Annotated in this window: 15 protein-coding genes; 6 read left to right on the plus strand and 9 right to left on the minus strand. The window is 66.0% G+C overall.

All coding sequences use genetic code 11. From position 1 onward, the window contains the following. The 3 genes from A9W95_RS06695 to A9W95_RS06705 form a co-directional block, all read right to left on the minus strand. The coding region (locus A9W95_RS06695) for a class I SAM-dependent methyltransferase (RefSeq protein WP_067409940.1) at nt 1–759 on the minus strand (759 nt) is incomplete at its 3' end. A gap of 10 nt (nt 760–769) precedes the next feature. Continuing rightward, nucleotides 770–1801 (minus strand): NAD-dependent epimerase/dehydratase family protein, encoded by a 1032-nt coding sequence (locus tag A9W95_RS06700; RefSeq protein WP_067409943.1) that lies wholly within the window; start codon nt 1799–1801, stop codon nt 770–772. Then, complete coding sequence (locus A9W95_RS06705) at nt 1798–2304, minus strand: nuclear transport factor 2 family protein (RefSeq protein WP_067409946.1); 507 nt, start codon at nt 2302–2304, stop codon at nt 1798–1800. The genes A9W95_RS06700 and A9W95_RS06705 overlap by 4 nt, the downstream gene beginning before the upstream one ends. Nucleotides 2305–2375: 71 nt before the next feature. On the opposite strand from A9W95_RS06705, the gene msrA reads away from it, so the two are divergent. Beyond that, a complete protein-coding gene (gene msrA, locus A9W95_RS06710; protein ID WP_067409948.1) occupies nt 2376–2891 on the plus strand; it encodes a peptide-methionine (S)-S-oxide reductase MsrA in 516 nt (171 codons plus the stop codon). Nucleotides 2892–3009: 118 nt separating this feature from the next. Here the strand turns inward: msrA and A9W95_RS06715 are convergent, their stop codons facing one another. Then, nucleotides 3010–4335: a cytochrome P450 gene (locus tag A9W95_RS06715; protein WP_067409951.1), complete on the minus strand. Its 1326-nt coding sequence runs from the start codon at nt 4333–4335 to the stop codon at nt 3010–3012. Nucleotides 4336–4443: 108 nt separating this feature from the next. On the opposite strand from A9W95_RS06715, the gene A9W95_RS06720 reads away from it, so the two are divergent. The 3 genes from A9W95_RS06720 to A9W95_RS06730 are packed head-to-tail and all read left to right on the plus strand — an operon-like array spanning nt 4444 to nt 6349. Further along, nucleotides 4444–5049 (plus strand): TetR/AcrR family transcriptional regulator, encoded by a 606-nt coding sequence (locus A9W95_RS06720; RefSeq protein ID WP_156746053.1) that lies wholly within the window; start codon nt 4444–4446, stop codon nt 5047–5049. A 41-nt stretch (nt 5050–5090) separates the two neighbouring features. Continuing rightward, on the plus strand, nt 5091–5303 hold the full coding sequence (locus A9W95_RS06725; protein WP_067409956.1) for a molybdopterin-binding protein: 213 nt from the start codon (nt 5091–5093) through the stop codon (nt 5301–5303). Nucleotides 5304–5305: 2 nt separating this feature from the next. Beyond that, complete coding sequence (locus A9W95_RS06730; RefSeq protein ID WP_067409958.1) at nt 5306–6349, plus strand: zinc-binding dehydrogenase; 1044 nt, start codon at nt 5306–5308, stop codon at nt 6347–6349. Here A9W95_RS06730 and A9W95_RS06735 read toward each other — a convergent pair. Then, a complete protein-coding gene (locus A9W95_RS06735; protein ID WP_067409961.1) occupies nt 6339–7223 on the minus strand; it encodes an alpha/beta fold hydrolase in 885 nt (294 codons plus the stop codon). The two genes, A9W95_RS06730 and A9W95_RS06735, sit on opposite strands and share 11 nt — an antisense overlap. A gap of 5 nt (nt 7224–7228) precedes the next feature. Further along, a complete protein-coding gene (locus A9W95_RS06740) occupies nt 7229–8398 on the minus strand; it encodes a sulfotransferase (protein ID WP_253851582.1) in 1170 nt (389 codons plus the stop codon). Between the two features lie 106 nt (nt 8399–8504). Here A9W95_RS06740 and A9W95_RS06745 point away from each other — a divergent pair, with 106 nt between their 5' ends. Together A9W95_RS06745 and A9W95_RS06750 are read left to right on the plus strand one after the other, a co-directional pair. After that, nucleotides 8505–9080 (plus strand): TetR/AcrR family transcriptional regulator, encoded by a 576-nt coding sequence (locus tag A9W95_RS06745; protein WP_067409971.1) that lies wholly within the window; start codon nt 8505–8507, stop codon nt 9078–9080. Further along, the gene (locus A9W95_RS06750) at nt 9077–10189 is read left to right on the plus strand and encodes a DUF1214 domain-containing protein (protein ID WP_067409973.1); all 1113 of its coding nucleotides are present in this window, start codon (nt 9077–9079) and stop codon (nt 10187–10189) included. Before A9W95_RS06745 ends, A9W95_RS06750 begins: the two co-directional genes overlap by 4 nt. 1 nt (nt 10190) lies before the next feature. On the opposite strand, the gene A9W95_RS06755 is transcribed toward A9W95_RS06750, so the two are convergent. The 3 genes from A9W95_RS06755 to A9W95_RS06765 form a co-directional block, all read right to left on the minus strand. Further along, nucleotides 10191–11234, minus strand: a complete 1044-nt coding sequence (locus A9W95_RS06755) for an LLM class flavin-dependent oxidoreductase (RefSeq protein ID WP_067409976.1) — start codon at nt 11232–11234, stop codon at nt 10191–10193. Continuing rightward, nucleotides 11234–11749 carry an SRPBCC family protein gene (locus A9W95_RS06760; protein WP_067409978.1) on the minus strand — a complete coding sequence of 172 codons (516 nt, stop codon included), beginning with the start codon at nt 11747–11749 and terminating at the stop codon, nt 11234–11236. The genes A9W95_RS06755 and A9W95_RS06760 overlap by 1 nt, the downstream gene beginning before the upstream one ends. 162 nt (nt 11750–11911) lie before the next feature. Further along, nucleotides 11912–13024: an acyl-CoA desaturase gene (locus tag A9W95_RS06765; RefSeq protein WP_067409980.1), complete on the minus strand. Its 1113-nt coding sequence runs from the start codon at nt 13022–13024 to the stop codon at nt 11912–11914. Nucleotides 13025–13055 lie beyond the last annotated feature (31 nt).

The following is a 13055-nucleotide window of genomic DNA, read 5'->3' on the forward strand; positions in this document are numbered from 1 at the left end:
CACCCGGCCCATCAAGCGCACCGCTGGTGGGGAGAAGTCGAAGGTTGCGCTGTCGAATACCGATTGCCATGCCAGCAACCGCACGCCGGGCACCTCGTCGAGGATGTCATCGGGGCCGTTGATACCCCAGTGCAGCGTCGAGCCCGAGCGACGCACCACGGAGTTGGTCACCTGAATGCGGATGCCAAAGGTGTTGAACGCGTCAAATTGCAGTTCTCCGCACGCGAACCGATCAACCACGCGACGCAGCAGCGCGAGCCCGTCGTCCTTGGTCAGGTACATGGTGAGGCCCTCACCCAGAAAGAGCGCGGGCCGGTCGGCCGGCACCTCGGCCAGCCACTGCCGATCGGTAACCGACGCCGGCAGCATGCGATAGTTCGCGCGGCTGGGGTACACCTGCTCGCGCAGTGCGATGACATCCGGATAGTCGATGTCATACCAGCGCACTCCCGGACCGGGGTCCACCCGATAGACCCGTGCGTCCAGACCACAGCCCACGTGCAGCACTACGGCTTCGGGGTGCACGGCCAGGAACTGCCGCGTCCAGTGATCGAAGTGGGCGCTGCGGATGGCTACCGACGGCGCCCGGCGGGGCGTGATTGTGGTTGCGCGCCAGTCGTAGTCGATTTGTGCCACCGCGGACCTCGCATACTGGTCGCCCAAAATCGGCTTGGGCGCGTCGGCGTCGAGCGCCTTGGCGTACAAGGTGGCGAGCATGGTCTGCGGCGGACCAGTCAGATCGATACGGACGCGGCTCATACGGGCTCGCTTACTCGGCCGACGTGGCCCCGGTGGTTTTCTTGGACTTGCGCATGGCCGCCCAGAATCGGGCGGCTTCGCGGATCGATTCCTCGACAGGCCTTGGCTGCCAACCCAATTCGCGGACGGCCTTGCTGTGGTCGACCGGCGCTTCGGCCCGCATCATGCGTACCGAGTCCAGGCTGAGTTCGGCGTCTTTGCTGGTGAGCCGCGCGCGCAGGCTGCCCAGCGCGCCCAACGCGTACAGCACCGGCACCCGGAGCTTGCGGTGCGGCGCCGGCACCCCGGCCTCGTCCGCGGCGATCCGCACCACGTCTGCCAGCGGCATCATCCGCTCGGATATGAGGTATTTCTCGCCGTTGCGGCCACGTTCGGCGGCCAGGATCATCGCGCGGGCGGCGTCGTCGACACCGACGACCTCCAATTCGATGCCGTCCATCAGGAACGGCAACTTGCCGAAGACCGCACCGGCGATGAAAGCACCGTGCGGGGTGCGGCCCCAATCCCCGCTGCCGTAGGTCGTAGAGACGCACATGGCGACGGCCGGTAGACCATGCGCTTTGACGTACTGCATCACCAAGTCCTCGGCTTGCACCCGAGATTGCACGTACGGGGTCACCCGCCGGGAGCCGATCCGGTCCTCTTCCGTGGCGACGTGTCCGTGCCGACGGTTCACCGACGCGTAGGTGCTGGTGAAGACGAACCTGTGCAGGTTCGCCGCGATGGGCTCTTCAACGGCCACGTCCAACACGTTGCGCAAGCCGTCCACATTGGTGCGGAACAACGGCGCCGGGTCACGCAACCATGCGCGGGTGTCGACGACGCAGTAGTACACGTCGTCGCATCCGGCCATCGCCTCGCGAACCGTGTCGGTGTCGAAGACGTCCCCCTGGAAGGGGGTAACCGGCAAGTCATCAATAGAACGGGTATTTGCGTTGGGCCGCACCATCACTCGCACCTCATGACCGTCCCCGACGAGCATGCGGGTCACGTGGGAACCCAAGAAGCCATTGGCGCCTATGACGAGTTTGGGTGCGCTCATTGTGATCCTCCGTATTGCTGCAGCCACCGTGCGGCGTCCTCGTCGAGAGTCCCCAGCGCCTGTGCCTTGCGACACCATTTCACTCCGGCGCTTAAGAACCGCAACGGGTTGTAGATGTCTTCTTGCCGACGCCACTGACCATCACCGGCGTAGGTGATGATCGAGATGTTGGTGGCGCTGACCACGGTGCCGTCACCGGGGTCGCGCATCGGGTTGTCCAGCTCCGTGATGATCCGGCCGGTGGGCTCGTCGATGACCGACCACAACGACGGAAAGGCCACCATGTGGCTGCCCGGGAAGGTGGTCATCGTGCGCTGGATCCACGCGCGCACCTCGTCGCGTCCGCGCATGGTGCCGGCGGCGTGTTCGATGTATTCGACGTCCGGTGTGTAGTGCTCAACCCAGGCGTCCCAGTCTCGCGTCTCGGCCGCGCGGGCCACCGTCTGCTCGAACTTCGCGAAGGCCGCCACCAGCTCATTGCGGGGGAATTCCGGGCTTCTCACGCGCCGTTACACCTCACGCGCGGAGTGTAGCCTGGGGCGTTATCGGCTCCCGGGCCGGCAAGGAGGACAACATGGCAGAAGCGCAACGGGCGATTCTCGCCGGCGGTTGCTTTTGGGGAATGCAGGAATTGATTCGCAAGCAGCCCGGCGTGATTTCGACGCGGGTCGGCTACAGCGGGGGTGACGTGCCCAACGCCACCTACCGCAACCACGGCACCCACGCCGAGGCCGTCGAGATCGTCTACGACCCCGCGGTCACCGACTACCGGAGCTTGCTGGAGTTCTTCTTCCAGATCCACGACCCGACCACCAGGAACCGGCAGGGCAACGACGTCGGGATGAGCTACCGGTCGGCCATCTTCTATCTCGACGACGAGCAGAAGCGCGTCGCGCTGGACACCATCGCCGATGTGGAAGCCTCCGGCCTGTGGCCCGGCAAGGTGGTCACCGAGGTGACTCCGGCCGGAGCTTTCTGGGAAGCCGAACCCGAGCACCAGGACTACCTGCAGCACTACCCCAACGGGTACACCTGCCACTTCGTCCGGCCCGGGTGGAAGTTGCCGCGGCGCGCTGCCGCCGGACAGTAGCCCTGCCGTCAGCAGCCCGGACGCCGAGTCTGCGTTGAGCGTTGGTTCCGCGCCCGGTCGGACGCGCTGAGCCCAGGCTCGAGTCCGTCAACGCAGACTGGGCGCGCGGTCGCCCAACCTAGCGGCGATGCACGACCACCTGTCCGCCGTCCTTCGGTGTGTAGGCGACGCCTCGGCAGTGCCACCGCTCGTCGGGAGCGGTCGTCGTCTCAATGGTGAACTGGCGCAGCACCGTTCGCAGCACCACGTCCATCTCCATGTTGGCGAACGCGGCGCCGACGCAGCGGCGGGTACCGCCGCCGAACGGAATCCAGGCGAACGCCGAGGGCTTGCCCCCGATGTAGCGCTGCGGGTCGAAGCGCTCCGGATCGGTGAATACGGCGGAGTCTTCGTGGATATGCGAGATGTTCACCAGGATCGACGTACCGCGCGGGATCACCCACTCACCCAGGCGGTAGACCTCCGGGTAGACGTGGCGCGCCGCGAAGTCGATGACCGTCCTGGTCCGCTGGACTTCCAGGATGGCTGCCTGCCGCAACTCCTGTCCGCCGTTGTCAGCCTCCTCGACCAACGCGGAAAGCACCTCCGGGTGACGGGTCAACCGCTCGAATGCCCATGCCAGCGTCGACGCGGTGGTCTCGTGCCCGGCGGCTAGCAAGGTGAGCAACTCGTCCCCAATGTCCTTGCGCGACATGCGACTACCGTCGTCGTAGGTGCTGCGCAGCATCAGCGCCAACACGTCGGTGCGCTGTTCGAAATTCGGGTCCGCGCGTTCGATGTCGATCAGCCGGTCGATCACCAGGTCGTACTGGCGGCGGTACTCGGCCAGCCGACCCCAGGGGCTGTAGCGACCGTATACCCGGTTCGGTTTTGGCATTGCCGCCAACCGCGAGCCCAGCGTCACCCACGGCGGAAGGATCCGCCGCAAGTCGTCGAGTTCGGCGCCGGCAGCCCCGAAGACCGCGCGCAGGATGGCATTGAGCGTGATGTGCATCATCGACGGCAACGTCGGGAACGACTGCCCTTCCGGCCACGAGGCGGTTTCCCGCAGCGTCTCTTCTTCGATGATGGCTTCGTAATTCTTCATGCTCTTGCCGTGGAAGGGCGGCGCCAGCAGCCGTCGCCGTCGGCGGTGATCATCACCCTCCAGGCCGAATACCGAGCCCGAGCCGAACATCCGGCTCAGGTTGGGCTGAATGTTGCCCAACTCGTCTGGGCTGGTGGTGAAGATCTGTTTGGCCAATTGGGTATCGCCCACGACCACCGCATGGCCGTACATCGGCAGGTTGAGCATGAAGACGTTGCCGTGGCGGCCGGCCGCCCAGCGCATCATCCTCCGCCGCGAAGCGGCAAACCCCAACCCGACGAACAACTTCGGCAACCGCGTCGCCGGAGGCAACTTGACCGTTGCGGACGCCGGCGTGTCGGTGATGGCTTGGCTCATGGAGATTAGCTCCCAACGTCTGCCCCGAGCGGGGTTGGTACTGCGGTGTACCACAGGCTTAACGGGTACGGTACTCTTTGGTACCAACGCTGACAAGAGGAGGCGCGCGTGACAGCGATGGCTGGCGGCGCGGTGGCCGTCGAGACCGATCCGTTCCGAATGCGGCTGCTCGACGGCCTGGCCGCCTCCATCTCTGAACGTGGTTACCGCGCAACGACTGTGGCTGACATCGTGCGCCACGCGCGAACCTCGAAACGCACCTTCTACGACCAGTTCCCCAGCAAGGAACAATGCTTTCTGGAACTGCTGCGAGTCGACATCGACAAGCTGGGCGACAACATCGCCGCGGCGGTCGACCCCGAAGCCGATTGGCATGACCAGATCCGCCAGGCGGTCGAAGCCTATGTCGGCCACATCGAGTCCCGCCCGGCCATCACGTTGAGCTGGATCCGGGAATTGCCGTCGCTGGGCACGGCCGCTCGCCCCGTGCAGCGGCGCGGCCTGCAACTACTGTCCGACCTGTTGATCAACCTGAGCGCCAGCCCCGGGTTCCAGCGCGCCAACCTGCCGCCGTTGACTCCACCGTTGTCGGTGATCCTGCTGGGCGGACTGCGCGAATTGACCGCGCTGGCCGTGGAAGACGGCAAAGACGTCCGGGAGATCGTCGAGCCGGCGGTGGATGCGTCGGTAGCCCTGCTCGGGCCGCGACACTAGGTTTGTCTGCGGCTGCAACCGACTAGTCAAGGAGGACTCGTATGCGTCTGTCGACCCGCAATCAGCTCAAGGGAACGATTACCGAGGTCGACTTGGGCAGCGTGATGGCGATCGTCAAGGTACGCCTCGACGGCGGCGATCAGATCGTCACCTCCTCGGTCACCAAGGACGCCGCAGAAGAACTGGGCTTGCAGGTCGGCCAGCCGGCCACCGTATTCATCAAGTCCACCGAAGTGACGATCGGCGTCGACTGACCATGGCGCCCACCATGCGCGCCGAGCGCTTTTACGCTGACACCAAACGCGTTGTCCTAGAGGATGTTCCGGTGCCTGAGCCGGGGCCAGGCGAAGTTCTGGTCAAGGTTGCCTTCTGCGGAATCTGCCACTCGGACCTGAGCCTGATCAACGGCACCTTCCCGGCCCAGACGCCGGTGGTCACCCAGGGCCACGAGGCCTCTGGCACCATCGCGAAGCTGGGGCCCGAGGTCAACGGGTGGCAGGAGGGCGACCGGGTGGTGGTCGCCGCCGGCCGGCCCTGCCTGCGCTGCCCGAACTGCCGGCGCGGTGACGTGGTCAATTGCCTCCGAATTCAATTGATGGCCTTCGCCTATGACGGGGCGTGGGCCGAATACACGGTGGCACAGGCGGCCGGCCTGACCCGGGTGCCCGACAATGTTCCTCTCGAGCAGGCCGCGATCTTGGCCGACGCGGTGTCGACCCCGTTCGGTGCCGTGGTGCGTACCGGCAAGGTGGCGATCGGCGAGTCGGTGGGGGTGTGGGGCGTCGGTGGTGTCGGTACCCACATCGTGCAGTTGGCCCGGTTGGTCGGCGCGGTGCCGGTGATCGCCGTGGACATCAACCCGGTGGTGTTGGAGCGGGCTCTGGACATCGGCGCGGACTATGCGTTCAACTCCCGCGAGGAGGGGCTGGCGGACAGAATCGCCGAAGTCACCGGCGGGCGGCGGCTCGATGTGGCGTTCGACGCCGTCGGGCTCAAGACCACATTCGAGCAAGGCCTCGAATGTCTGACGCCGGGTGGGCGACTGGTCGGCGTCGGGATGAGCGCGGAGTCACCGACGGTCGGACCCACCGCCCTGTTCGGCTTGACCCGCAAGCAGGTCTTGGGTCATCTGGGTTATCAGAACGTCGACATCGAGACACTGGCCAAGCTGGTTTCCTATGGGCGGTTGGATATTTCGCGTTCGATCAGTGATGTGGTGTCGCTGGAGGATCTGCCGGCCGGCATCGAGAAGTTGGAGCGTCAGGAAGGCAACCCGATCCGGATTCTCGTCAAGCCTTGAGGAAAGCGCGCAGCCGGTCCAGCACCAGGTCCGGTCGCTGCCGAACGATCCAGTGGCCGACTCCGTCGACGAACTCGACGTCGAAATCGTCGATGTGGTCGGCATACCAGTCGACCAGACTCGGGATGATCACCGGATCCGCGGTGCCGCTGAGCCAGCGCACCGGCACCTGCACCCGAATGTCGGCATACTCCCCGCGCATCCAGCTCAGCATCTCCCCGGTCTGGAACGAGCGGTACCAACGGGAGCCGGCCTCGGCATGACCGGGTTCACGCATCCGCTCGATGTAGAGGCGGATGTCGTCGTCGGGCAGGTTGAATCCGCCGCCGACCCACCCGCCGAGGGCCCGGGCGAAGCGCGCCTTGGGATCGCGCAGTAGTCGGGGACCGATGACCGGCAGCGAAATCGGAATCTGGTACCACAGCCGCCAGATGTTGCGGATCGACGACAGGTCGCGTTTCACCCAGGGCGCCACGGTGTTCATCCCGAAGAAGCCGGTCACCCGCTCGGGATGGCGCAGCATCAAGATGAAGGCCACCGGGCCGCCCCAGTCATGGGCGGCGAGGCGCACTTTGTCGACGCCCAGAGAGTCCAGCACCGCGACCAGGTCTTCGGCCATCTCGATCTTGGTGTATCGCGACCGGGGCGCCGAACTCCAGCCCGCCCCGCGCAGGTCAGGACACAACACCCGATAGCCGTCGGCGGCCAGCGGACCGATGAGTTCGTGCCACTCCCACCAATTTTCGGGGAATCCGTGCACCAGCATCACCGCCGGACCATCAGCGGGACCGGCGTCGGCGACGTGGATCGTGACGTCGTTTCCTACTTCGACGAACCTATGTTGAACACCATCGAGAGCGGGCGGATTGGTCATGAGGTTTACTTTATTGCGAGGAATCGCTCGACATAGGGCGCGAAGCGGGTCTGCAGGTTTTTCTCATCCAACCCGAAAGTTCCCCACGACGTCTCGACGTTTCCCAACCGCCCGCGGCGGTGGCCCGCCAAGTACTCGGTGATGGCGTCGTGCACTGCGGCGGTGAACGGTTCTCCGGCCAGCGCGTACACCCGCTCGGCCACTCCGAGTTCGTCGGACATGAAGTCGTCGAAGCGAATGTCGATCGAGCGCTCCGGGCCAATGGCGTCTCGGTCGGCCACCAGCACGTTGAGCATCTGCTCGAGCCGGTCGACCCAGTACCGGGCGATCCGTTCCACCGGAACCGGCGAGCGATGCATCCGCGCTGAGTAGGTGATCATCGCGATCATCGACAACGCCACGGGCACCGGATCGCGATGGGTGAACACCACGACGCAGTCCGGAAAGACCTGATCCAGCACGCGCACTTGCTCGAGGTGCTGCGGCGACTTGAGCAGCCAGCGCCGCCCTCCGCGCAGGAACTGCATCGCTTTGAGTTGGGTGGCGAGGTACGCATAGTGCGGGGTTTGATCGTGTGCCTGGTAGTAATCACGCCAGGCCGGCACCTCGGCCAACGTTTCCAGCAGCATCGTGGACACGTCGTTGGCCAGCAGCTGGATCTCTTCGTGCACATGGTCGGTGGTCATCTCGTGCATGAGCGCGAAATGCGGCATCACGGTATTGAGCACGCTGACCGCGACGTCCATTCGCGTTCGGCGTGGGTCGGGTTGCAGCCCAAGCTCATTCGGCATCGGGAAAGGCTCGACGCTTTCCCAATAAGGCATGGTGCGAAAGGTCGACGGAGTCGCCAGCAGGTTGTGCAGGTGGGTGGTACCGGTGCGGGGCAGGCCGGCAATAACGACCGGTGGGCGCAGTTTGATGTCGTTGATCTCGGGGTGCCGGTTGAGCAGGTCGGTCAGCAGCAGCCGATTCTTCAGCACCTGCAGCAATTGCCCGTAGAAGTTCACCACGCCCGCGCCGTGCATCCCGTCGATGTCGCGCAGCGCGGCGAGGTACACGTCGAGCCGTTCCCGGTAGTCGGTGGGACCGAAGTCGCTCAAGCCGGTGTCCGCGCTGGCCCGCGCGTGCAGGGCGTCGGCGTCCAACGGACAGTCGGCGGCCAGGGCCGCCATCATGTCCAATATCTGTTGAGCTTGCGGGCCGAAGCGGGGTTCGGCCAGATCGTCGAGTCGAACGGTTGTGGCGTGGCTCACAGCGAATTATGTTACTGTCAGTTCCGTAATGGTTGAAGACCTGGGCCGCCCGCGCGATCCGCGGATCGACAGTGCGGTGCTGCGCGCCACGACGGAACTCCTCACTGAGACCGGCTATTCGGGGTTGCTGGTGTCTGCCATCGCCGCACGCGCCGGGACCAGCAAGCCCGCGATCTACCGACGCTGGCCGAGCAAGGCGCACCTGGTGCACGAGGCGGTTTTCCCCCTGGGCGCCGCGACGGCGCTGCCCGACCGGGGATCGCCCGCGGCCGACCTGCGCGAGATGGTGCGGCGCACGGCGGCGGTGCTGACCACGCCGGCCGCCCGGGCGGCTCTGCCGGGGCTGGTCGGCGAGATGGCAGCCGATGCCACCCTGCATGCGGCGCTGCTAGAGCGGTTCTCCGACATCCTCGGCTCGGGGCTGGCGCAGTGGCTCGCTCAGGCCGCCGCGCGCGGCGAGGTTCGCGCCGACATGACCGGCGCCGAACTGGCCGAAGCCATCGCGGGACTGGTCTTGCTGGCGGTGCTGACCCGTCCCGACGGTGTCGACGAGGCCTGGGTCGACCGCACCACGACGTTGCTCTGGAAGGGAATCAGCGCATGACGCACGCATCGACGGCCGCTTGGCAGGATCTGCTCGACACGCTGCGCGGCCTGGACCGCTCCTTCTTGGCGGGCGAGCGTGCCGTCACCGACGACCGGCACGTCGCCGACGGCTACCGCATGCTCGCCACCACGTTGGGGGTGGCGTTCGACGCCTACCTGTTCGACGAACCCGGGCGGCCACAGTTCGTCGCCGTTAATACACCGTTTCGCCGCGATCGTCGGTGGGGCGGCGACAACACCGACGCCTACTACTTCATGTGCCCGGTCGATCCGCGGCGCCGGTACCGGATCAGCGGCAACCGGGGCGACAGCGTGTACTTCTCGGTGACCGCCTACAACGAACCGTCGCCCGGCGCGTGGTCGGACCGGGTGGTCGCGTTGGTGCGCGACAGCGATCTCGATGTCGACGCCGACGGCAACTTTGCCTTCGAGTTTCCGCCGACGCCCGATGCGGCCGTGCTGATGACCCGCGACTATCAAGCCGACCCGCTGACCGGTCGGCCCGTCGTCTGGAGCATCGAGGCGCTCGACGCCCCAGACCCGATCCGACACGGTGACGAGGAGACCGCTGCCCGGCTGCGCGCCGCCGCGGCATGGTTACGCACCATGTTCGCCATCGTCCCGTTGCCGGTCGGGACGCGGGACGACACCGAGCACGGCCTGGGCCATCAAACCGTCCACGCGGCCAACGACTTCGCCGAGCCCTATCAGGTGCCCGACGCCAACTTCGGCTGGTCGGCGCGCGACGCCTGCTATTCCTACGGCAGCTTCGTGCTCGACGACGACGAAGCGTTGGTGATCACGCATCGGCCGCCGTCGTGCCGGTTCTGGAATCTGGTGGTCTGGAACCAGTTCATGGCCACTTTTGGCGCCGCGGAGGGCCCCGATGTCCGCTCCTCGATCAATGGGCACAGCGCCGTGGCCAACACCGACGGTTCGGTGACCATCGTGGTGTCGCGGGGCTTGACGTCCCACCCGAACTCGGTGACCGCGTTGGATTATCCCCGCGGCAACCTGGCCTTTCGCTGGTTTCTCCCCGACGGTGTACCGGCGCGCCCGCAAGCGCACCTGATCAAGGTCGCCGACGCGCCGACCGACGTCTACTGACTCAGCCGAGTTCGCGGACCAGATCGATGGCTCGACCCAAGGTGTCGAGCTTGGCGCCCAGCGAATCCCCGGCCGGGTAGAGCCGCACCGTGGTCACGTCGGCGTCGCGCCACACCGCAAGACGCGCGCGGACCATGTCCTCTGTCCCGATCAGTGTCGTGGCCAGCACCATCTCGTCGCTGACCAACCCAGCCGCACCGGCCCGATCACCGCCTTGCCACCGCTCCCGCACCGCGGCGGCCACCTCGGCCCACCCTTGCCGGCTGTAGGCCTGGTTGTAGTAATTGGTGCTCACCGAGCCCATGCCGCCGAGACTGAAGGCGAGTTCCTTCTTGCGGTCAGCGACCATCCGGCTCAGTTGTTCCTCGTCGGCGGCGAATGCCACTTCGGCGCCCTGACAGATGTCGATGTCGGCGCGGGTGCGTCCGGCTGCGGCCAGCCCGTCGTCGAGGTGCGCGAAGTAGGCCGCGCCGGCGCCTTCAGGCACGAAGCTGGTGCCCAGCCATCCGTCGGCGATCCGGCCGGTCAACCGCAGCATTGCCGGTGACAGCGCGGCCAGGTAGATCGGGATGGCGTGCTCGGGGCGCGTCGACAATCGCATCGGCACCGCGTCGCCGCCGGGGCGTGGAATCTGCAACTCCTTGCCGGAGTAGTCGATCTTGCCTCCAGTCCACGCCTGCCGCACGACGTCGACCGTTTCCGCGATGCGGGTCAGCGGCCGGTCGAACGAGACTCCGTGTAAGCCCTCGATCACCTGCGGGCCGGACGGGCCCAGCCCGAGCAAGAAGCGGCCGCCGGACAAGTTCGACAGCGTGATCGCGGTCTGCGCGATGACGACGGGCGAGCGGGTACCGACCTGCACCACACCAGAGCCGAGCAGCATCCGCTGGGTGCGCGCGGCGATGTAGCCCAGCGCCGACGGCGCATCGGCACCCCAGGCCTCGGCGACCCAGCACACGTCGAGTCCCAGGTTCTCGGCCTCGACAGAGAACTCCGCGACCTGGCTGGCGTCGGTGGAGAATTCGACGGTGGTCGCGGTGCGCATCACCGGACCCCGTGCTCGGCCAACCTCTTGATAGACGCGAGGGTTTTGTCGATCGCGGCTTCGAATTCCCGCAATCGGACGAACACGATCTTCTGTTCCTTGTCGGGCATGGCGTCGATCGCCGTCGACAGCCCCGACCGGCCCGGGCCCATCTGCATCCCGTAGGTCAGGACGGTGCCGCCGTCGCGCGGCGTCAAGGTGAACCGCCAGGTGGCCGAGGGGTGTTCCGGATCGCCGACCACCCAGGAGAATTCGCGGCCTTCCTCACAGCCGACGATTTGCGATGTGGTGCTCCACTGGCCGAACGCGTCATGGCTGTTGTGCCCGACGAAACGAGCACCCAGGCGCGGTCCGGTGGCTCCGTCCGCCCACTGCACGGCTTGCAGCTCATTGCTCAGCGACGGCATCAACTCGATGTCGGAAACGAAGCCCCACACCCGGTGCGGATCGGCGTCGACCCACAGTGAGGCTTCCACCGTGGGCTTGTCCGCATAGCGCGCGCCGGTCCACTCCATTCGGCCTATTGTCCACCGCTGAGCCCGACGCGTCGCCCCCCGCGCTGCGTCGATTTGAACAAATCTGACGGATACGACTCGAGACTGCGTCCAGGGTGACCCGATGTCGAAGAGACACACCCTGGGCGCAGTCTCGGCGCCGCCGGCGCAGACTCGACCGAGCTATGCGGCGGCGGGGACCTTGTCGCCGGCCTGCTGCGCGGAAGCCTTCGGCCGCAATGGCAGCGAATCCGGCAGGGTCAGCTTGACGATCTTGCGGACGACGGTGCCGAACTGGCGCAGCAACGGCCCGCGGTTGTAGGGAATGCCGTAGCGTTCGCAGACCTCCTGCACCTCGGGTGCGATATCGGCGTAGCGGCGGGCCGGCATGTCGGGGAACAGGTGGTGCTCGATTTGGTGGGACAGATTGCCCGACAGCAGGTGGAAGAGCTTGCCACCGGTCAGGTTTGCCGAGCCGAGCACCTGGCGGAAGTACCACATGCCGCGGGACTCGTCTTGCGTCTCCTCGACGGTGAATTCCTGCGTGCCGTCCGGGAAGTGACCGCAGAAGATAATCATGTAGGACCACACGTTGCGCATCAGGTTCGCCGACAGGTTGCCGGTGAACACGAACGGCGCGAATGGGCCGGCCAGCAACGGGAACGCGACGTAGTCCTTGAGGGTCTGCCGGCGCGTCTTCTTCCAGATGTCCTTGAGGGTCTGGCGCTTGTCGGCCAGCCGGATCTCACCGGCTCGAATGCGTTCGGTCTCCAGCTCGTGCAGTGCGACGCCGTACTGGAACAGCACCATCAGCAGGAACGCGTAGACCGGGTTACCCAGAAAGTACGGTTCCCACGGCTGGTCTTCGCTCATGCGCAGGATGCCGTAGCCGATGTCGCGGTCCATTCCCACGATGTTGGTGTGGGTGTGGTGCATGTAGTTGTGCGAGTGCCGCCACTGATCGGCCGGGCAGGCGGTGTCCCACTCGAAGGAACGCCCCGAGATGGTCGGGTCGCGCATCCAGTCGTACTGGCCGTGCATGATGTTGTGGCCGATCTCCATGTTGTCCAGGATCTTCGACAAACCCAGCATGGTGGTGCCCAGCAACCAGGCGGGCGGCAGGAACAGCAACGCGCGACCGCCGACTTCGAGTGCGCGCTGAGCCTTGATGACCCGGCGGATGTACTCGGCGTCTTCTTCGCCCAGGTCGGTCAGCACGCGTTCTCTGATGGCGTCGAGTTCGCGGCCGAACGCGTCGGCCTGCTCCCGGGTCAGGGTGATCTTGTTCTGTGTCATGGCTTTTCCTCCCTTGAAATGGTGGCCTTCC

Origin of the sequence: Mycobacterium sp. 1423905.2, assembly GCF_001673155.1 — a bacterium.
GTDB lineage: Bacteria > Actinomycetota > Actinomycetes > Mycobacteriales > Mycobacteriaceae > Mycobacterium.

Coding starts and splice junctions, on each gene's coding strand:
- A9W95_RS06740 (WP_253851582.1), bottom strand. CDS start 8,398: ATGATGGCGGCCCTGGCCGCCGACTGTCCGTTGGACGCCGACGCCCTG.
- A9W95_RS06715 (WP_067409951.1), bottom strand. CDS start 4,335: ATGAGCCAAGCCATCACCGACACGCCGGCGTCCGCAACGGTCAAGTTG.
- A9W95_RS06725 (WP_067409956.1), top strand. CDS start 5,091: ATGCGTCTGTCGACCCGCAATCAGCTCAAGGGAACGATTACCGAGGTC.
- A9W95_RS06735 (WP_067409961.1), bottom strand. CDS start 7,223: ATGACCAATCCGCCCGCTCTCGATGGTGTTCAACATAGGTTCGTCGAA.
- A9W95_RS06750 (WP_067409973.1), top strand. CDS start 9,077: ATGACGCACGCATCGACGGCCGCTTGGCAGGATCTGCTCGACACGCTG.
- A9W95_RS06730 (WP_067409958.1), top strand. CDS start 5,306: ATGGCGCCCACCATGCGCGCCGAGCGCTTTTACGCTGACACCAAACGC.
- A9W95_RS06700 (WP_067409943.1), bottom strand. CDS start 1,801: ATGAGCGCACCCAAACTCGTCATAGGCGCCAATGGCTTCTTGGGTTCC.
- A9W95_RS06755 (WP_067409976.1), bottom strand. CDS start 11,234: ATGCGCACCGCGACCACCGTCGAATTCTCCACCGACGCCAGCCAGGTC.
- msrA (WP_067409948.1), top strand. CDS start 2,376: ATGGCAGAAGCGCAACGGGCGATTCTCGCCGGCGGTTGCTTTTGGGGA.
- A9W95_RS06765 (WP_067409980.1), bottom strand. CDS start 13,024: ATGACACAGAACAAGATCACCCTGACCCGGGAGCAGGCCGACGCGTTC.
- A9W95_RS06760 (WP_067409978.1), bottom strand. CDS start 11,749: ATGGAGTGGACCGGCGCGCGCTATGCGGACAAGCCCACGGTGGAAGCC.
- A9W95_RS06745 (WP_067409971.1), top strand. CDS start 8,505: ATGGTTGAAGACCTGGGCCGCCCGCGCGATCCGCGGATCGACAGTGCG.